Genomic DNA, 18881 nt, shown 5'->3' on the forward strand with positions numbered 1-18881 from the left:
GGGGAAAGATGACAACTAACAACGAAGCAATCTTGCAGGTGAACGACTTGCATATTACGTTCAATACGTTCTCCGGAAAGGTGCATGCGGTGCGGGGCGTTCAATTCGATCTGCGCAAAGGGGAAACGTTGGCTATTGTTGGCGAGTCGGGATCGGGGAAATCTGTAACCAACAAAGCAATTGTGGGTATTTTATCTAAAAACGCAAACATTGAACGCGGGAACATCATTTATCGCGGCGCGGATCTGACCCAATATTCGGAGCGCCAGTTTACGCAAATTAGAGGCTCCAAAATTTCAATGATTTTTCAGGATCCGATGTCATCTTTAAACCCGATCATGAAAGTCGGAAAACAAATTATGGAAGCTTTGAGAGTACGCAACATCAGCAAGGCAGAAGCCAGACAAAGAGCGATCGAGTTAATGATTGCGGTCGGTATTCCCGATCCAGAGAAGCGCTTCGAGCAATATCCGTTTCAATTCTCCGGTGGCATGAGACAACGAATAGTCATTGCCATTGCTCTTGCCTGCGATCCGGAAGTGTTAATCTGTGATGAACCAACGACTGCTCTGGATGTGACCATTCAGGCGCAAATCTTGGACTTAATCAAGCAGATTCAGAAGGAACGTGATCTGTCGGTCATTTTCATCACTCATGATCTGGGCGTAGTCGCTAATGTGGCTGACCGGGTGGCTGTAATGTATGCGGGGAAGATCGTAGAATACGGTACGGTGGATGAGATTTTTTACAATCCGAAGCATCCGTATACGTGGAGCTTGTTAGTATCGATGCCTGATCTGGATACGAGCTCTTCAGACGAACTGCTCGTCATTCCGGGCACGCCTCCGAACATGCTATATCCGCCCAAGGGAGATGCATTTGCGCCGCGCAACCGTTACGCCATGCGCATCGACTACGAGGAGGATCCGCCGATGTACAGAGTGAGCGATACGCATTACGCTGCCACCTGGCTCCTCCATCCGAATGCGCCCAAAGTGGAAATTCCCGACGTGCTGAAGAGGAGAATTGCGCAGCAAACCGAAAGGCTGGTGCGTTGAAATGATAAATTCGACATTACAGCCAGTGTTGGAAGTGAAAAATCTGAAACAGTACTTCTCAAGCGGCCGCGGACGCAGAAAAACGGTAATGAAGGCTGTTGACGATATCAGCTTCACGATCTACAAGGGGGAAACGTTCGGTCTGGTCGGCGAATCCGGCTGCGGCAAAACAACGACCGGCAGAACGATTATCCGGTTGTATGAGCCGACGGACGGGGAGATCTATTTTAACGGAACGCTAATCTCTGGGGAGCTGACCAAAGAAATAAAAAAAGAAGTTACGCGCGGCATGCAAATGATATTCCAGGACCCGATCGCTTCTTTGAATCCGCGCATGACGGTAAAGGAGATTATCGGAGAAGGTCTGAAAATCAACAAGCTATGCAGAAATGAAGAAGAAATGCTCGATATGGTATATGACATATTGGAAACGGTCGGTCTGACAAGAGAGCATGCAGGCCGTTACCCTCATGAATTTTCCGGGGGCCAACGCCAGCGGATCGGCATTGCGCGTGCGTTGATTACGAGCCCGGATTTGGTTATCGCAGATGAGCCGATATCTGCTCTTGACGTATCCATTCAGGCTCAGGTATTGAATTTGCTGAACAGATTGCGGAAGAAGCTGGGGTTAACGATTTTGTTCATTGCGCATGATCTGTCGGTCGTTAAATATTTTTCCGATCGGATCGGCGTGATGTACAACGGGAAAATTGTGGAGCTGGCCAAGGCCGACGAGCTGTACAAACAACCGCTGCACCCGTATACGAAGTCGCTGCTGTCCGCAATACCGCTGCCTGACCCGCATCACGAACGGAACCGCAAGCGGATTTACTATAACCCGCAAATTCATAACTACGGGGCAGAGCAGCCCAAATTGGTTGAAATCAGACCCGGACATTTCGTCTATGCATCTCCTGCGGAAGTCGAGAAGTATAAGAAAGGCATTCCGCTTTAAGTAAACAGAAATACACCCTGTTTCAGATGATGTTATCTGAAATGGCGGTGTATTTTTTAAAAGATTAGAAAGTATAGATTTTTGCGCAAGGAAGGCTTGGCACATCTCCAATTTATTTTGCGTGTTCCTTTCAACTCTGTCTCGATATGCTCTTTTATCCACTCTCCCATTGCGTCAGATTGCGTAAATAAATGCTTGGTATTGAAGTGATTGACTCATACATGTAATGAATGACTAGAGAGCTGCAGAGAGTGATTCAGATGTGTAATAATTCTTAAGGTACTGAAGAGAGTGATTCGTATGTGTAATTAATCCTTAAGGAACTGCAGAGAGTGATTCAGCTGTGTAATGAATTCTTAAGGAATTGCAGAAAGTGATTTATATGTGCAATCAATGACCAAGGAAACGGCAATGAGTAATTCAGATTCTGCAATGAACAGTTCAGCAACTGACAGAAGGTAAGGTAATTGGTTATTGGGATGGGAGATTGAATATCTTTTCTTTCTGATGGGTCGAGGTTCACTGGTGTTGCATGAAATTGCAGTGCGAGCGATATTAGGCACCAGAAAGACATATTGCAAATATATTGCGTACCTAAATTGAAGCATTAGAATTCGATATTGCGCTCATTCTCTGAATAATTGGGATAGTGGACAAAAGGACTTTTTGGCGAATCTTCTTTAGAGGAGAGAGGTTTCACATGATTATTGGAGCAAGCTAGGGTAGGGAGAGGCATTCGTAATCTATATGAGGCGGCATTCTCATTGTCCGGAAAAAAGTCAAACCATACCCGTGTATACGGTAGCGAATGAGAAACAGGTATATTACAATAGAACAATGAACGGTTGCAAACGATTACAATAAGAGTCTAAACCTGATTCCTTAGGAGTGGAGCCCAATGACAACAAGATCTGAGCTGCAAAGACCGAATATTTTGTTTGTAATGTCCGACGACCATGCATCACATGCGATGAGCTGTTATGGCAGCCGCATCAACAATACTCCGAATATCGATCGGATTGCCAATGAAGGCATTCGATTCGATCATTGCTTCTGTACGAATTCGATCTGTTCCCCGAGCCGGGCATCTATTCTGACTGGCCAATACAACCATCTGAATGGGGTCAAATCGATTGATGATCACTTTGACGGGAGGAAGCAGACATTCCCGAAGCTGCTGCAAGCTGATGGATATCAGACGGCCATTATCGGGAAATGGCATTTGGGACATGGCGGATTTGCCGATCCGACTGGATTTGATTATTGGAGCGTGCTGGATGGTCAAGGAGATTATTTCAACTCTGAATTTATCGAAGAGGGCGGCAGACAGCGAATCGCAGGTTATGTAACGGATGTGATTGCCGATAAGTCGCTAGAGTGGCTGCGGAAGCGGGACAAGGATCGGCCATTCATGCTGATGTGTCATCACAAAGCGCCGCACCGGCCATGGCAGCCGGACGAACGTCATAGCCGCATGTACGAAGACGTGGAAATTCCCTATCCGGAAACATTCGATGACGACTACGCAAATCGAGCGCAAGCGGCAGTTCAAGCGAAGATGCGGATCGGCCGGGATATGGTCGTTACCGATACGAAGGGGAATCCGCCTGAGGGGCTTAGCGATGAGCAAGCGAAGCGTTGGAAGTATCAACGCTATATTAAAGACTATTTGCGGTGTGTCGCTTCGATTGATGACAATGTGGGGCGGCTGCTGGACTATTTGGAAGCAGAAGGAATTGCGGAGGATACGATTGTCATCTACACCTCGGATCAAGGGTTTTTCCTGGGCGACCACGGATGGTTCGATAAGCGCTTTATGTATGAGGAATCGCTGCGCATGCCATTTGTAGTACGGTACCCGCGCGAAATCGCACCGGGAAGTGTGACAGAGTCGATGGCGTTAAACGTAGATTTTGCGCAGACATTTTTGGATTATGCTCACATCGAAGCGCCGGCGGATATGCAAGGCCGTTCGTTGCGGCCTCTGCTGCAGGGCACAACACCGGATGATTGGCGAACCGCGATGTACTACCGTTACTGGATGCATCTCGATGAGCATCATCATGTGTATTCCCATTACGGCATTCGGACAGACCGTTACAAGCTGATATACTATTATGCGCAAGCGCTTGGCACTCCGGGATCGCTTGACGAGAATCGGCCGCCTGAATGGGAGCTGTTTGACCTGAATAAAGACCCTTATGAACTGAAGAACGTATATGGACTTCCAGAATATGAAGCCGTCACTAGCGAGCTGAAGGAAGAGCTGCACAGATTGCAAGCGGATGTGTCGGATCTTCCGGTAGATGAAATATAGGCGAAGAGGCTTCTAGAAGATGCGGTTCGGACACGACGCATGAACGTCTTGGTATCTTGACGATTTCTTCCTGTTTTTGTATGATGACCGAAGGGGAGGGATGGTACAGATGTACATATTTCGGTTGGAAGCGTCCATAGAACAAGGTTCGTTCGTGTGTGTTCTCTTAGCGGAGACGGAAGAGCAAGCGTTCATCCATGCGGAAGCGCATTTCGAGCAGACCATGCCCGGCCAGGCGGTGCAGGAACTGACATTATTAGAGAAGAAACGCTGTCAGATCGGCAGCGGATATATCATTCCATCCCGTGACATGAATGAATGCTTTTTAACTGCAACATGATGAAGGGAGAGTGCGTCATGCGAATCGTACTCATTGCAGGCAGCAATCGCAAAGAAGCGACAAGCACGAAGCTTGTTCGTTATATGGCTACACAGTTAGAAGAGAAGGGGCACGAAGCAATCGTTATTGATCTATATCAATTGCAGCTGCCGCTTTATTGTCCGGATTCGAACGAAGATGATGCGAATGTCATTCGACTGAAGGAGACCGCGTCATCGGCGGATGCAATCGTGTTGGCAACACCGGAATATCACGGCAGTATGTCAGGCGTGCTGAAAAATGCGCTGGATTACTTAAGCTTTGAATACGTCAACAACAAAGTCGTGTTATCGGCTAGCTCAGCGGGAGGAGCCGTTGGCGTCAGCTCCTTGACGCATTTACAAACGATTGTCCGCAATCTGCATGGAATCAACTGTCCGGAGTGGGTGTCTATTGGCGGAGATTTCCGTCAGTTTACGGAAGAAAACCAGCCGCAGCATGCCAATGTCATTCAGCGCGTCAATAAGACGCTTGATTATTTCTTGACACTTGCAGAACAGACACGTCCGTTAACATAGGACAGCGAAGCGAGGGCATCGTTTAATGATTTGGTGATTCCGCTCGACAGAAAAGAGCCCGTCCATTTAGAGGACGGGCTCCTTCATATATCCAACATTTTAGGATAAAGCTTACGGCTTGATTTCACGAATACATGCAAGAGGTCACATGCTCTTCGGACGGCGGAAATTCCCGATGACGCCTACTGTTTCCACGATATTGACGAAGGCCTTCGGGTCGATTTCCATAATCGTTCGCTTCAGCTCCGACAGCTCGTAGCGTGTCGTTACCGTCATAAGCATGTCCTTTTCGATGTCCGTAAAGGCCCCTCTCGTCTTAATGACCGTAACCCCGTGCGGGAGACAGAGCAGTTTATTTATCAAGGTATCTTTTTCCCGCGTAATAATAAATACGGTCACTTTGTAATGGTTAATATATATGGTGCCGATCACTTTTCCCGTAGTAAAGATGGACACCATGGAGTAAAGCACCAATTCCCACTCTTGAGATATGTATCCATGCGATACGATGACGACCGCATTAAGAGCAACCAGAATGTTGGAAATGGAAAAATCATGGTAACGAGTCACGATAGAACCAATAATATCAAATCCGCCGGACGAGCCTCCGATGCGCAGGGATATTCCGCTTCCGATTCCGACAAGCGTTCCACCGAATACCGCCGCAAGCAGCGGTTCATTCGTGACCATCTTCACCGGAATAATGGAAATGAAGCACGTCGTAGCCACGACGCTAATAATGCTGTATACGATAAATCGTTTACCGAGAATGAACCATCCCCAGACGATAATCGGCAGATTAAAAGCGAAATATAAAATCGACGGATCCCATTTTGTTATGTAATTGGTTACGAGCGACAGGCCTGATACTCCACCGCTTAACAAATGGTGCGGCATGAGGAACAGATTGAAGGATACGGCGATGCACGCTGCGCCGATAATTAAAATAAAGGCGTGTAAAATTCGTTTCAAGCAAATTCACCTCAAAACGTAGTATTTGGTCATATCTCTGCTGGTATTCTTTAAGGCGTTTGTGTTATAATATGCTGGATATTCTTGAGTAGGCTATTGTTATCCACGATGTTCATGATAAATCCGCGGAGTTAAGCGTTTCAAGTGAGGATCACCTCCGCATTGTATATGAGAAGACGGTCGGCTGAATGTGCCATTCGTCACCATTGTCGCGCTACTTAAGAATACAGACAAGGCTGTGGATTGTCCACAACGAAGGAGTATGAATATATTGAAGACATTTGCAGAATTTGGCTTGGAGACGAAAGTGCTGCAAGCAATTACGGAATTAGGGTTTGAAGAAGCGACTCCGATCCAAGAGAAAGCGATCCCTGTAGCGATGACAGGACGTGACCTTATTGGACAAGCGCAGACGGGTACAGGGAAGACGGCCGCCTTCGGTATTCCGTTGATTCAGAAGATTGACCCTACAGATGAGCGCGTGCTAGCGCTTATTATGACGCCGACACGTGAATTGGCGATTCAAGTTGCCGAGGAAATCGGAAAATTGACTCGATTCAAAGGCGTTCGTTCGCTCCCGATATACGGTGGTCAAGATATCGGAAGACAAATTCGCGCTTTGAAAAAGCACCCTCAAATTATTATCGGAACGCCTGGACGTCTATTGGATCATATTAACCGGAAGACGATCCGACTGAATGATGTAACAACGGTCGTTCTGGATGAAGCTGATGAAATGCTGGATATGGGCTTCATGGAAGATATCACATCGATTCTGAGCCTGGTACCGGATGAACGCCAGACAATGCTCTTCTCCGCTACAATGCCACCGAACATTCAGAAGCTTGCTAATCAATTCCTGCGTGAGCCTGAGCATGTATCGGTAATGCCGAAGCAAGTTAGTGCGCCACTTATCGCTCAAGCATACATCGAAGTGCCTGAACGTGTTAAGTTTGATGCATTAAGCCGTCTTTTGGACATGGAATCTCCTGAGCTTGCTATCGTCTTCGGACGTACGAAGCGTCGGGTTGATGAATTGGCTGAAGCGCTGCAGAAGCGCGGGTATTCGGCTGACGGGCTGCATGGCGACTTATCTCAGAACCAACGCGATAACGTTATGCGCAAATTCCGTGACGGCAGCATTGACGTGCTCGTCGCAACGGACGTAGCAGCGCGCGGCTTGGACGTATCCGGCGTAACGCATGTCATCAACTTTGACTTGCCGCAGGATCCGGAATCATACGTGCACCGTATTGGTCGTACGGGTCGTGCAGGTAAGGAAGGTAGCGCTTGGTCCTTCGTCACTCCGCGTGAGATCGACCACCTGCACTTTATCGAACGCGTCACGCGCCATCGCATTCCTCGCAAGCCGGTGCCAAGCATGGCGGAGGCGATTGAGGGCAAACAGCGCATTATCGCGGAACGCATGCTCGAAGTGCTGCAAGACGGTGATTTGACCGAGTACAAAGGCATTGCGATTCAATTGCTTGAGCAATACGATTCCGTCCATTTGTTGTCGGCTGCATTTAAGCTGATGACAGGTGAGAAGAAAGATGTTGAAATTTCCTTGACGCCTGAGGATCCGATTCGTGCGAAGCGTCGCAAGCCAGATGTGCGTACAAGCGGGCGCAAGCTGTCTGCACCTTACAATCGTGGCGGACGCTCTGGCGGTTCCGGTGGATCCGGTGGTTCGCGCAGCGGCGGACGCGATAACCGTGGAGGATACGGCGGCAACCGCGACCGTGACAACCGTGGAGGAAGCAGCAGCAGCAGCAACCGTAGTGGTGAATGGCGTGACCGCAGCGGAAGTGGAGATCGTCGTCCGCGCCGCAGCAATGATGAAGGACGCCGCAGTCGCGATAACGAATAGTACAGGTGAACAGGTTATAGAATAGACGCAACATGTATCTTGACATAAGCCTGTTCGACAGAGACAAAGAGACCGCCTGTGGCGGTCTCTTTGCTTCATGAATGAAATACGACTTGGCCCATGCAGCAACCCCCTTAGAACAAGCGTGGATTTATATTAAGGCAACATCATATGCCATAAGGTGAGCACCTCTTAAACGGCTACCCAGCAGTAAGAAAATAGGCACTGGCATTACATGACCCATTTGTATTATAGTTATAGGACAGGATGCATGAGGGGGAATGACCTTTGGAATTTCGAGGGATAATGGGCGGCTTTTACCGAATTTCGGAATGGATTATGCGATTTTCGGTTACGAACGTGCTGTGGCTGCTCTGTTCGTCTCCGTTTTTCTTTTTTTTATTGATGAAATTGCTTGTTATGCAGCAGAACTTCTTGAACGAATCCATTACGATGAACTGGGCGATGGGGATTGTGGCACCGTTTACACTGTTCCCGGCCACAGCAGCGATGTTCTCCGTTGCGCGGAAATGGGTGATGGGGGAAACGGACGTGAAGCTGCTGAGTACGTTCTTCAAATCATATAAAGAGAACTACAAGCAAGCTATGATCGGCGGTATCTTCTATACGTTCTTGTTCGTCATCATGTATGTAGACTATACCGTATACATGACTCAGCTGAAGTCTTTCCAAGCGATTGGATTCGTCATGCTCGGATTTCTAATCGTGCTGTTCGTGTCGTTGTTTAACTTTTTCTCGATGGTATCGCACTATCATATGAAGACGGTGCAATTGGTGAAGAACAGCATCTTGCTCACGCTTCTCAGACCGCTGCGCATCATTATGACGACGGTTGTGAGCGGAGCTATTTTATATTTCAGCTTGTTCAAATGGCCGTTCCTTATCATTTTCTTCTCAGGAGCCGTTATTGCCTACTATGCGTTCTTTAACTTTTATGCTGTGTTCCAGAAGATGCAGGACCAGCATGAGCGCGCACAAGAGCAGACGGATGAGGGGGAGGAAGCGGATCCGGATGCGGAAGTGCCATTTGATGAAGTGGATAACGCTCCGGTCAAAGAAAGTGTGGAAGAGAACAGATACACATCCAAGTAAGTGCTCAAAAAGGTCACTGTTCGGCACCGAGAAGCTTGCAAGAACGCGAAATGTGTTGAACAAATCGTACGGAGGTACTTGAATTCATATCTGGTCCTGTGTTATGATGAGTTCCCGAAGCATACGGACCGTGTCAGGGACGGCTGAATTGGGCTTGAAGCTAGGTTTACTTTTGGGTATGAAAACATTATAATAAGAATACATCCTGCGATGTGCGTGTAGGCTTTCGTTGTTTTGAACCAATGGTTGTTTCTTGGGAGTTCAATATCGAAGCACGGCTGACAGGCCCTCTCCGAAGGGAAGTCATAAGTACTTTTGCGGACACCCACCTGCGAGAGCAGGTTCAGAAACATAGAAGCCAAACGGCATAGGCGGGTATACAACAACCGAATCACCTTCAAAGCGTACCTTGGTCCGCCCTGAAGGTGTTTTTCTTTTTCTATATGAAATCCTCTTTCGTTAACCTTCGAACAGTGTTAGACTATAGATTAGTGAGCAACGGCTGTCATGAAAAGGAGGAACACGCTTTTGTCACTCAAACGTGTGTTGGTTGGCATCGTTCGCAGCTTTGAATCGAGCGGCGATCGGGCAAAGGACCCTAAATTGAAAACGCATTACTACCAGATGTCTCGGGATAAAGTCTGGGAAGAAGTCGCATCGACTTTGAAGAAGATACAAGGATACAAAGTGTTGCATGAAGTGCCTTCGGTAGGCGAGATTACTCTGGAGAAACGTACGATGACCGGACGAACGATGGATATTACCGTTTCCGTCATCAACGTTGGACCAATGAGAACGGCAGTCGATATTTACTCGGCTTCTCGCGGAGGAATGGGAGACTTCGGTGCAAACTACCGGGTCATATTGGACCTGTATGCCGTCTTGGATAAGAAGATGGCAGCAGTTAAAGTTAATAATAATTAAAGTGCGTGTTCAAAAAACTTCTTGGAATGCTTCGTGATCCAAAAGGGGCTTTTTGAATTACCTCTTAAGCGGCTGCCGATGAGGCACAGTAATAAGCTCGTACATATAAAAGCGAGAGAGGAGCCGAAACTCTTCTCTCGCTTTTACTCTATGCGCAGAGGATTATAGCAGAGATTTGACTGCTTCAATCGCTTGCTCGTAGTTCGGATGCTCCGTCATTTCGCTTAAATATTCGACATACTGGACTGTGTCGTTGGCATCCAGTACGAAGATAGAGCGCATGTCGAGGCGCAGCTCTTTAATGAGCACGCCATAAGCTTCGCCGAAGTTGTTGTCTTTGTAGTCGGACAGCATGACGACGTTCTCCACACCAGCAGCTCCGCACCAGCGCGCTTGTGCCATTGGAAGGTCTACGCTTACCGTTAATACGGCTACGTTGTCACCAAGCTTAGCGGCTTCTTCATTGAAGCGGCGCGTCTGCGCATCGCATACACCAGTATCGATGGATGGAACAACGCTAATGAGTTTCACTTTTCCTGCGAGATCTTTTAGGCTGACAGCTTCGACAAGCGATTTGTTTAATTGAAAATCAGGCGCTTTATCGCCTACTTTAAGTTCTGGACCTAGCAATGTGATGGGATTGCCTTTAAGTGTTGCTACACCTGTACGTTCTACGGACATGGTTGGAACCTCCTTCTTACATAACGGTCTAATATTTGGTAAACCTAATTTCCATTATAATGTTTAACTCGCACAGTTGTCCAATGTCGCTTCGTGATTGGTTGCGTGCATCATTGAGAATGATTGAGCGAGAAGTAAGATATAAGGTGAGAAAGCGAGGGATAGCGTATGATTTTTATTCGTTACGAGAATTGGCGCAGCTATGTGAAGAACTATCCAGTAACGACCCTCCTTATTATCGCTAACTTGGTGATGTTCGCCGTGTTAGCCGTAAGCGGCGGTTCGCAGAATGGAGAAAATCTGTTCCGTTTCGGTGCGATCTGGAAAGAAGAACCGTACATCCATGAAACGTGGCGCATGGCGACGGCGATGTTTCTTCATTCCGGCTTTGAGCATCTCCTGTTCAATATGTTCGCGTTGTTCGTATTTGCACCGCCGCTGGAAAAAATATTGGGTTCTTTTAAATATGCCTTACTGTATGTGGCAAGCGGGCTGCTTGGGAATGGAGCTGCGCTTATGCTGTCGGAATGGGGCACGCTTGCTGTCGGCGCTTCTGGAGCGATATACGGCTTATACGGAGCATATTTGTTCATTGCAATATTTCAACGCTGGACGCTGGATGACGCTTCGCGCAAGACCCTCTTAATCATTCTAGGGATTGGTATTGCACAGTCGTTCATCATCAGCGGGATTAGCTGGAGCGCCCATATCGGCGGGTTGGTAGCCGGGTTTGCGGTGTACAGCATTCTGCGGTTAATTCGATAATTATACAAGCATAAATCGAGATCGGAGCGAAGGAGTCGTGGAACTTAGGCAATTGCACTACTTTGTTAAGGTGGCGCAAAAAGAGCATGTGACGCAAGCGGCGGAGGAACTGCACGTCGCTCAGTCAGCGGTAAGTCGGCAAATTCATCAATTGGAAGAAGAGCTTGGAGTGAAGTTGTTTTTGCAAAAAGGCCGCAACCTTCAGTTGACTCCAGTCGGTCAGCTGTTCTGCAAGCGGGCGGAAGTGATTTTGAAAGAGCTGGAACGAGCAGTCCAAGAGGTGCAGGAGTTTATGGACCCGGAGCTTGGTGAAGTTCGAATCGGATTTCCCCACAGCTTGGGAGTTCATCTAATTCCGAAGATGGTGGCTGAATTTCGCAAAAGGCATCCTAATGTCAAATTTCGTTTTAAACAGGGAATGTATCCGTCTTTAATTCGAGATGTGGTATCGGGTGAAGTGGATTTGGCTTTTATCTCGCCGTATCCGAAAGAATGTGATCAAGTCACCGGTGAAATCGTGTTGACGGAGGAGCTGCTTGCCATTCTGCCTCCGAATCATGCGTTGGCAGGGGAAGAGTCCATTTCATTGAAGCAGTTGAAGGATGAGACCTTTGTGATGTTCAGTCCAGGATATTCACTGCGTCCCATTGTGTGGGATGCTTGCATTGAAGCTGGATTTACCCCTCGCATCAGCTTCGAAGGGGAAGAGACGGAGACGATACGAGGGCTCGTCGCTGCGGGGATGGGAGTCAGCTTGCTGCCGGATATGGCGCTCAAGCATACGTCCGAGCTAGAGCCGGCCCGTGTTCGTGTCGTTGATCCGGCCGTCACGAGAACGATTGGATTGATTCGCCGGGTGGATGAGAAGCTGCCGCTCGTCGCACAGACGTTCCATGCGTTTCTGCTGCGATATTTCGAGCAGCACGATCTGTATGAGCTTGCGCGTTCAAAAAGGTCTGCATCCTCTTCGAATGCTTCATCAACGTAAATGAAGTTGGCATTGTTGGGAGTCGCCAACGCAAGTAGCCCCTTCATCCTCTCTACAAGGCAGGGGATGAAGGGGCTTTGTCATATATTATAGGAGCTAAGCCGGTCTTAGTCGTCGCGGCTCGTAAAAATCATAATGTACTTCAGCAGCTCGAGGACGGAGATGAGTGCGGCGGCGACATAAGTGAGTGCAGCTGCATTCAGAACCTTAGCCACACCGCGTTCCTCGTCATTCGTGATGAAGCCTTCTGAAATCATAATGTCTCTTGCCCGGTTGCTCGCGTTAAACTCCACCGGCAGCGTCACCAGCTGGAAGAAGACGGCTGCGGAGAAGAAGATAATACCAGCAAGCAGCATTCCAGACCACGCGAACAGAAAACCGGCAATGATGAGAAATGGTGCAAACCCAGAAGCGAAGTTGACAACCGGGAAGATGCGGTGACGGAGCACAAGCATCGGATACGATTGCTGATGTTGGATCGCGTGACCGACTTCGTGGCAGGCAACTGAGACCGCCGAAATGGAGTTCTCATAGTACACTGGCTCAGATAGTCGAACGACACGGTGAATCGGGTCGTAGTGGTCTGTCAGTGCGCCTTGCACCGGTTCGACCGGCACATCGTACAGGCCGTTGTTGTCCAGCATGCGGCGGGCGGCTTCGTAACCAGTCATCCCGCTTGATATAGGCACTTGTGAGAAGCGACTAAACGTACCTTTAACACGGAATTGTGCCCACAGAGAGAGTCCAAAAGCGATGATGATTAAAAAATCCATTGGGTGAAAAAACATATGGCTTACCTCCTATTAGTTCGTGTTCAAAAGTTCGCTTTTTGAACAACCTCTATTACGATTTGATCTTGAAAATAGTAATGAGTATAACTTTAGCTAGGCGACTGTGAAAGGTCATTTCATGATACGTACTTTCATTTACATCATAAAGTGGTTGTTCCCTTTGTCGATGAAGGTGAGAAGCACTTCTACACAAGCTGCGCTTTGTGTCGCCAAGCGGTTGAACAGAGAACTGGTATGCTTCGCCTTGAGCTTATCGATCATTGGCTGCAGTTCCTTGGCTTCGCGCTCCAGCTTCTCCATATGAAGCTGCAGTTCGGTAAGTCTTGCAGCAATATCGTGCTCCGCAATCACTTTGCTTAGCTGAGAGAAATATTGTTTGATCTCCTCTAATGAATATTTCTCTTGTTTTAATTGATTAATACGTTTGATTCGCTCGATCGTTTCATGGCTGTACAGACGATAGTTGGTATCCGTGCGCTGCACAGGCTCAAGAAGACCGATCGTCGTGTAATAGTCTATCGTACGCTGACTGACGTTAGCAGCACGAGCGAGCTCACCAATTCGAATTAAATTCCTTCTGTCCATCGTCATTCACCTCACTTATCTAATGTATATGATACTAAAAAACAAACCATACAGTCAAACGTTATGGTTTTATATATGTAATATAAACTAACATAATAGACGAGTATATTTAAAACAAACACAATGAACATTAAATGAACATTATTTAAGTAAAAATATATCACATATATTTGTCGACATACTCATTTACAGCTTATAATGACTCGAATAAATTAACAATATGTTGGATTATCTAACATATTGTTCGAGGTATCGTTTATAAATTTAGAATGAGTGAAAGAGAGGAATTCAACAGTACGGATGAAGAGGATATGGGGACTATGGATCGTACAGATAAAGATATTCGGAGAAGATAAGCGCGATAATTTGGTATCAGCACGTAACCAAGCGCTCCGAGTCATCTTTCCTCTCCACAATTGTGATATGAGCTGGCTCAAACAAAATATGACGGCTGCCATGTCTGTGCTGCGTACTAGAAGCGTGGAGGCGATATGCTCGTGTATCGGGAGGATCGCCATCCGTTATTTTGTGATGAGTCCCATCCTTATGGAAAGAAACAATGATATAGGCGTCAAATAGGGCAGCGCTTAATGCTATGCCATCCGTATCCTCTGTAGAAGGGATAGGAGGCCTTCCAGGGTGAGAATGGACGAGCAGCAGCGTGTGCTGTTCACGCTCGGCTTGCATGACGAGAGCTACCCATTCCTGGGCATCGGGCTGGAAGGAGTGAAGCCGATCAGAGGCCCGATTCACAAGCGGTCTAAATTCCCTGTACATCCGGCAATGACGCGGTTTGATAAGGACGCCGCACGTTTCGAATGGCAGCTGGGAGCGTGCATGGTTCACCATCGCCTCCCAGACGGCACACTCGATATGAATCGGATCTCTCGTATCCGGTTGATTGTTGATGGAGTCGTGCATTGCTTGAAACCCTCTCTTTGTCCTTGACTTGTCCCAATGAGTGACGAAATGTCTAATCTCATGCAGACATCCAAGGTAAGTGTATCATAAATCAAGACTCCTTTTTAGTTTAGCGTACTTCTTTGTCCGGTTTGATGAAGAGGAACACTAGCACGAACGCGATTACAGATAGTGCGGTTACTGTAATGAAAATAACACGGTGTGAGATGTCCATCATCCAACTGAAGAGTGGGGGACCGAACGCAACACCGAAAAAGCGCAAGCTGTTATACAGTGATAAGATCATGCCGCGCTCGGCCTTGTCTATAGAACCGGTAATCATCGTATTCAAGCACGGCAGCAGCATTCCTGTTCCGATACTGCTCACGGTAATGAGACTGATAAAGCCGTACACATTTTTATTGAAGAAAATCGTGAATCCAAGCGAAATCGCCATCATCAACAATCCGATATTCATTAGCCAACGAATGAGCACGCCATTCTTTTTAATTAAATTCCCTGTGATGTAAGCCGTCGTCACCATGCCCAACAGCGGGATGGCGAGCACCAGACCTTTCATGATGCCTTTAATCGAATAGGGCTTCTCTTCCAAAATATCCGACAAATAAAATAAAATGCCAAACAAAATAAATAAGGCTAATGATCCTGCAAAAAAAGCCGGAATCAACCAGCGTCCCTTCTGCTTGAAGATGACCTTAATATTTTGCAAGTATTTCTTAATCGGAACCGGCTCTGGTCTCTGATCCGGCTCATGGATCAGCCAAATAACGGCCACTAGGGACAATGCACAGAAGAAAGGAAAGGCAAAAAAGGGAGCCGTCCAAGTCCACAATGCAAGTGCCGAGCCAAGTATGGGGCTTATTACCTTTCCCGCACCGTTCGAAGCTTCAATCAAGCCGAGAGCTTGGCTTTCCTTCGCATCTTTATACAAGTCCCCGACTAGCGCCATGGCGATCGAGGAGGTTCCTGCTGCTCCCAGGCCTTGCAAGGCTCTAGAACCGATGAGCATCCCGTAGGAGCCCCACAGTGCGCCAAGTCCAGTCAGGATACCTGCAATCCCGTAGACGATGAGTGACGGAATGATGACCTTTTTGCGGCCAAAGCGATCGGATAAGTACCCGGTAAACGGTATAACGATGCCTGCCGTGACAGAGAACAATGTAATGATAAGACTTGTTTGCAACTGCGTTAAGTGAAGATGACGTTTTACTTCTGGCAAGATCGGCACGAGCATCGAATTGCCTAAGACAAGCACGAGCGGCACGGTAGCGAGTGCAGCATATTCCAGCCACATGGACCGAGCTTGTTGTTTCTCCATTATTCCTCGTTCCTCCGTTTCATAACATTTACCTCGTTACTGTACCCCTGATAATGATGTGTCATTCGATTCGTTACATTACAGGATCGTATTTTTGCTGGAAAAGGGGTACAATAACTGTAAATGGATGATTAAAAAGGTCACTTTTCAGCACCGAGAAGTGCAGAGCAAGTTTTCGCAAGAAAACTGCATCGGAAGCACAGGACTTCAAGAGTAAAGGCAAGATTCGATGCCTAATCACATCCTGAGATGCATCGTGAACAAAAGGGGACTTTTGAATAACGAATAACCTCTGTAAGGAGTCCAGCAAAGGAGAAGCAGGTTTATGAAAAAGAGCGTACTCGTACTTATACTGGGCATTGGACTCATTGGCTTTGGGGCATGGCAAAATCAAATGGGCAAAGCCGAAGATACGTCTGGGCGGGAGCAAGGTTCTGGATCCAGCACAGTCCTGCCTACAGAAACAGGTCCCCAGGTCGGGAAGCTGGCGCCTTCTTTCTCGTTAACAAGCACGAATGGAACGGCTTTTCAGGTTGGCGGCAAGCAGGAGAAGCCGATCTTTATTAATTTCTGGGCATCGTGGTGCGATCCATGCCAAGCCGAAGCGCCTGATCTGGTGAAGCTGTATGCGAAGTATAAGGATAGAATGGAAATGCTGTCAGTCAACGTCACCTCTTACGATTCAGAAAATAAGGCGAAAGCATTCGTGGAGAAATATGGTCTAGTCAATCCTGTGCTGATGGATGAGAAAGGCGAAGCATTTAAGCTTTATAATGGAATCGCATTTCCGACAAATGTGCTGGTTGACAAGAATGGGGTCATTCGTGAATTGTTCATTGGGCTTCGCCCGCCGAAGGATCTGGAAGAGGCAATCGAGAAGTTGATTGAGGAATGAATGAGAGCAATCAGAAAAGTGCAGGGAATGGATAAGGAACGGCCGCCTCTACGGAGAGAAGCGCCGTTCCTTTTTGGCGTTGCGGAGCATATGGAACATATAAGTGCGTGTTCAAAAAGGCCGCTTTTCAGCACCGTTATCAAAAGGGGGACTTATTGAATAACCTCTATAAGCTAATGATTGACTAGACCGATTTGCTCTTTCCGTTCTGGGGTGAGCTGACGCTTCTCTCTGCCTATTAAGGCGTAGCGAATACTGTCTACGAGCGCCTCCCAGCTTGCTTCGATAACGTTGCTGGAGACGCCGACGGTGCTCCAAGCATTTTGTGAATCCGTAGATTCAATTAGAACACGGACTTTGGCTGCTGTCGTATCGTTTTCATCCAAGACGCGCACTTTATAATCGGAAAGATGCATTTCTTCAATATAAGGATAGTGGCGGATAAGAGCTTTGCGCAACGCGTTATCTAGTGCATTTACTGGACCGTTGCCTTCTGCAGCCGTATATATCGTCTCGCCGTCAATATTAAGCTTCACGATGGCTTCCGACACGACGGAGCGCTGTGCGGACTTCTCCACCAAAATCTTGAAGGATTCGAACGCAAATGGCTCCTCCGTCTGACCGGTCGCTTGGCGAAGCAGCAATTCGAGCGAGGCGTCAGCGCCTTCGAATTGGTAGCCTTGATGCTCAAGTTCCTTGATTCGTTCCATGATGGAGCGGGTCTCCGGCTTGCTTGCATCCAGTTCGTATCCGAGCTGTTGCGCCTTGGACAGCACATTGCTCTGTCCTGCGAGCTCAGATACGAGCACGCGCTGCTTGTTGCCTACAAGCTCCGGCTGAATGTGCTCATAGGTGCGCGAGTCCTTCAAGATGGCCGAGACGTGGATGCCGCCCTTGTGCGCGAAGGCGGCATTGCCGACGTAAGGTTGATTGACAGGCATATGCACATTGGCAATTTCACTTACGTAGCGCGCAACTGTGGTCAATTCTTGAAGCTGCTCATCTTTTACGCACGAATAGCCCATCTTCAACTGCAGCGTCGGAATGATGGAGCACAGGTTCGCGTTGCCGCAGCGTTCACCGTAGCCGTTCATCGTTCCTTGAATCTGGGTGACACCGGCCTCTACGGCTACTAGGGTATTCGCTGCAGCCAGCTCGCAATCGTTGTGCGTATGGATGCCGAGCTTCACCTGCACTTGAGTGCTGATTTCACGAATAATGCGCCCGATTTCGTTCGGCAGCGTGCCGCCGTTCGTATCACACATGACGATCCAGTCTGCTCCGGCTTCTTGTGCCGCCTTCAGCACCGCGAGCGCATATTCGGGATTGTGCTTGTAGCCGTCGAAGAAATGCTCGGCATCGAGCATCACTTCCATCTGCGCGCGTTTAAGGTAAGCAATGGAATCGGAAATCATTGCCAAATTTTCTTCCAGCGTTGTCTGCAGCGCCGTATGAACGTGAAAGTCCCAAGACTTCCCTACGAGTGTCGCTGCCGGCACGCTAGCTTCAATGATCCGATTCAAGCTCGTATCATGCTCGGCCAACGATTGTTTGCGACGTGTGCTGCCGAATGCGGTCAGCTTGGCATTCCAAGCGTATGATTTGACTCTCTTGAAGAATTCAATGTCCTTGCCGTTGCTGCCCGGAATGCCGCCTTCAATATAATGAGCGCCAAATGCGTCAAGTTTGCGTGCAATTTTTATTTTGTCGTCCGCGGAAAGGCTGATGCCTTCTCCTTGGGTGCCGTCACGCAGCGTAGTATCAAAGATAGAGATGACATTCGACATTCTAGGTACCCCCTTAGGTTATGCAAGGATGAATATGGAAAGAA

General features: G+C 47.9%; 18 protein-coding genes and 1 other RNA gene. 12 read left to right on the forward strand and 7 right to left on the reverse strand.

Features of this window, described 5'->3' with window-relative positions; translation table 11 throughout:
• Positions 1 to 8 precede the first annotated feature (8 nt).
• From A372_RS0128130 to A372_RS0128150, 5 genes are all read left to right on the forward strand, one after another.
• Positions 9 to 1058 carry an ABC transporter ATP-binding protein gene (locus A372_RS0128130; RefSeq protein ID WP_019424273.1) on the forward strand — a complete coding sequence of 350 codons (1050 nt, stop codon included), beginning with the start codon at positions 9 to 11 and terminating at the stop codon, positions 1056 to 1058.
• Between the two features lie 4 nt (positions 1059 to 1062).
• Complete coding sequence (locus A372_RS0128135; protein WP_443146852.1) at positions 1063 to 2013, forward strand: ABC transporter ATP-binding protein; 951 nt, start codon at positions 1063 to 1065, stop codon at positions 2011 to 2013.
• Between the two features lie 898 nt (positions 2014 to 2911).
• Positions 2912 to 4330, forward strand: a complete 1419-nt coding sequence (locus A372_RS0128140; protein WP_019424275.1) for a sulfatase family protein — start codon at positions 2912 to 2914, stop codon at positions 4328 to 4330.
• Positions 4331 to 4439: 109 nt separating this feature from the next.
• The gene (locus A372_RS0128145; protein WP_019424276.1) at positions 4440 to 4670 is read left to right on the forward strand and encodes a DUF3906 family protein; all 231 of its coding nucleotides are present in this window, start codon (positions 4440 to 4442) and stop codon (positions 4668 to 4670) included.
• Positions 4671 to 4687: 17 nt separating this feature from the next.
• Positions 4688 to 5227: an NADPH-dependent FMN reductase gene (locus A372_RS0128150; RefSeq protein ID WP_019424277.1), complete on the forward strand. Its 540-nt coding sequence runs from the start codon at positions 4688 to 4690 to the stop codon at positions 5225 to 5227.
• 144 nt (positions 5228 to 5371) lie between these two features.
• Here A372_RS0128150 and A372_RS0128155 read toward each other — a convergent pair whose 3' ends face one another.
• Positions 5372 to 6199, reverse strand: coding sequence for a YitT family protein (locus A372_RS0128155; RefSeq protein ID WP_019424278.1), 828 nt, complete (start codon positions 6197 to 6199; stop codon positions 5372 to 5374).
• A gap of 271 nt (positions 6200 to 6470) precedes the next feature.
• On the opposite strand from A372_RS0128155, the gene A372_RS0128160 reads away from it, so the two are divergent.
• The 4 genes from A372_RS0128160 (at position 6471) to A372_RS0128170 (ending at position 10106) form a co-directional block, all read left to right on the forward strand.
• Positions 6471 to 8069, forward strand: coding sequence for a DEAD/DEAH box helicase (locus A372_RS0128160; RefSeq protein ID WP_019424279.1), 1599 nt, complete (start codon positions 6471 to 6473; stop codon positions 8067 to 8069).
• 288 nt (positions 8070 to 8357) lie between these two features.
• Entirely contained in the window at positions 8358 to 9182 is an 825-nt protein-coding gene (locus tag A372_RS0128165; protein ID WP_019424280.1) for a YesL family protein, read from the forward strand.
• 199 nt (positions 9183 to 9381) lie between these two features.
• Positions 9382 to 9564, forward strand: a non-coding RNA gene (gene ssrS, locus A372_RS36740) — 6S RNA.
• A gap of 146 nt (positions 9565 to 9710) precedes the next feature.
• On the forward strand, positions 9711 to 10106 hold the full coding sequence (locus A372_RS0128170; protein WP_019424281.1) for a DUF1499 domain-containing protein: 396 nt from the start codon (positions 9711 to 9713) through the stop codon (positions 10104 to 10106).
• 162 nt (positions 10107 to 10268) lie between these two features.
• On the opposite strand, the gene tpx is transcribed toward A372_RS0128170, so the two are convergent.
• A complete protein-coding gene (gene tpx / locus A372_RS0128175; protein ID WP_019424282.1) occupies positions 10269 to 10787 on the reverse strand; it encodes a thiol peroxidase in 519 nt (172 codons plus the stop codon).
• A 168-nt stretch (positions 10788 to 10955) separates the two neighbouring features.
• Here tpx and A372_RS0128180 point away from each other — a divergent pair, with 168 nt between their 5' ends.
• Positions 10956 to 11552 (forward strand): rhomboid family intramembrane serine protease, encoded by a 597-nt coding sequence (locus A372_RS0128180; RefSeq protein ID WP_019424283.1) that lies wholly within the window; start codon positions 10956 to 10958, stop codon positions 11550 to 11552.
• 37 nt (positions 11553 to 11589) lie between these two features.
• Positions 11590 to 12540 carry a LysR family transcriptional regulator gene (locus tag A372_RS0128185; protein WP_026011337.1) on the forward strand — a complete coding sequence of 317 codons (951 nt, stop codon included), beginning with the start codon at positions 11590 to 11592 and terminating at the stop codon, positions 12538 to 12540.
• A gap of 107 nt (positions 12541 to 12647) precedes the next feature.
• Here the strand turns inward: A372_RS0128185 and A372_RS0128190 are convergent, their stop codons facing one another.
• The 4 genes from A372_RS0128190 to A372_RS0128210 all read right to left on the reverse strand — a co-directional run bounded on the left by A372_RS0128190 (position 12648) and on the right by A372_RS0128210 (position 16155).
• Positions 12648 to 13328 (reverse strand): zinc metallopeptidase, encoded by a 681-nt coding sequence (locus tag A372_RS0128190; RefSeq protein ID WP_019424285.1) that lies wholly within the window; start codon positions 13326 to 13328, stop codon positions 12648 to 12650.
• A gap of 138 nt (positions 13329 to 13466) precedes the next feature.
• Positions 13467 to 13916: a helix-turn-helix domain-containing protein gene (locus tag A372_RS0128195; protein ID WP_019424286.1), complete on the reverse strand. Its 450-nt coding sequence runs from the start codon at positions 13914 to 13916 to the stop codon at positions 13467 to 13469.
• A 372-nt stretch (positions 13917 to 14288) separates the two neighbouring features.
• Complete coding sequence (locus A372_RS36745) at positions 14289 to 14837, reverse strand: Mov34/MPN/PAD-1 family protein (RefSeq protein ID WP_083858954.1); 549 nt, start codon at positions 14835 to 14837, stop codon at positions 14289 to 14291.
• A 109-nt stretch (positions 14838 to 14946) separates the two neighbouring features.
• Entirely contained in the window at positions 14947 to 16155 is a 1209-nt protein-coding gene (locus tag A372_RS0128210; RefSeq protein WP_019424289.1) for an MFS transporter, read from the reverse strand.
• Positions 16156 to 16480: 325 nt separating this feature from the next.
• On the opposite strand from A372_RS0128210, the gene A372_RS0128215 reads away from it, so the two are divergent.
• On the forward strand, positions 16481 to 17050 hold the full coding sequence (locus tag A372_RS0128215) for a TlpA family protein disulfide reductase (RefSeq protein ID WP_019424290.1): 570 nt from the start codon (positions 16481 to 16483) through the stop codon (positions 17048 to 17050).
• A 173-nt stretch (positions 17051 to 17223) separates the two neighbouring features.
• Here the strand turns inward: A372_RS0128215 and cimA are convergent, their stop codons facing one another.
• Positions 17224 to 18837 carry a citramalate synthase gene (cimA, locus tag A372_RS0128220; protein ID WP_019424292.1) on the reverse strand — a complete coding sequence of 538 codons (1614 nt, stop codon included), beginning with the start codon at positions 18835 to 18837 and terminating at the stop codon, positions 17224 to 17226.
• Positions 18838 to 18881 lie beyond the last annotated feature (44 nt).

Origin of the sequence: Paenibacillus sp. OSY-SE (genome assembly GCF_000283315.1) — a bacterium.
In the GTDB taxonomy this organism is placed as follows: Bacteria; Bacillota; Bacilli; order Paenibacillales; family Paenibacillaceae; genus Paenibacillus_B; species Paenibacillus_B profundus.

Excerpts from the sequence above, each read along its gene's own strand:
- A372_RS0128210 (WP_019424289.1), bottom strand. The coding sequence starts at position 16,155 with ATGGAGAAACAACAAGCTCGGTCCATGTGGCTGGAATATGCTGCACTC.
- A372_RS0128130 (WP_019424273.1), top strand. The coding sequence starts at position 9 with ATGACAACTAACAACGAAGCAATCTTGCAGGTGAACGACTTGCATATT.
- A372_RS0128190 (WP_019424285.1), bottom strand. The coding sequence starts at position 13,328 with ATGTTTTTTCACCCAATGGATTTTTTAATCATCATCGCTTTTGGACTC.
- A372_RS36745 (WP_083858954.1), bottom strand. The coding sequence starts at position 14,837 with ATGCACGACTCCATCAACAATCAACCGGATACGAGAGATCCGATTCAT.
- tpx (WP_019424282.1), bottom strand. The coding sequence starts at position 10,787 with ATGTCCGTAGAACGTACAGGTGTAGCAACACTTAAAGGCAATCCCATC.
- A372_RS0128140 (WP_019424275.1), top strand. The coding sequence starts at position 2,912 with ATGACAACAAGATCTGAGCTGCAAAGACCGAATATTTTGTTTGTAATG.
- cimA (WP_019424292.1), bottom strand. The coding sequence starts at position 18,837 with ATGTCGAATGTCATCTCTATCTTTGATACTACGCTGCGTGACGGCACC.
- A372_RS0128150 (WP_019424277.1), top strand. The coding sequence starts at position 4,688 with ATGCGAATCGTACTCATTGCAGGCAGCAATCGCAAAGAAGCGACAAGC.
- A372_RS0128180 (WP_019424283.1), top strand. The coding sequence starts at position 10,956 with ATGATTTTTATTCGTTACGAGAATTGGCGCAGCTATGTGAAGAACTAT.
- A372_RS0128195 (WP_019424286.1), bottom strand. The coding sequence starts at position 13,916 with ATGGACAGAAGGAATTTAATTCGAATTGGTGAGCTCGCTCGTGCTGCT.
- A372_RS0128215 (WP_019424290.1), top strand. The coding sequence starts at position 16,481 with ATGAAAAAGAGCGTACTCGTACTTATACTGGGCATTGGACTCATTGGC.
- A372_RS0128145 (WP_019424276.1), top strand. The coding sequence starts at position 4,440 with ATGTACATATTTCGGTTGGAAGCGTCCATAGAACAAGGTTCGTTCGTG.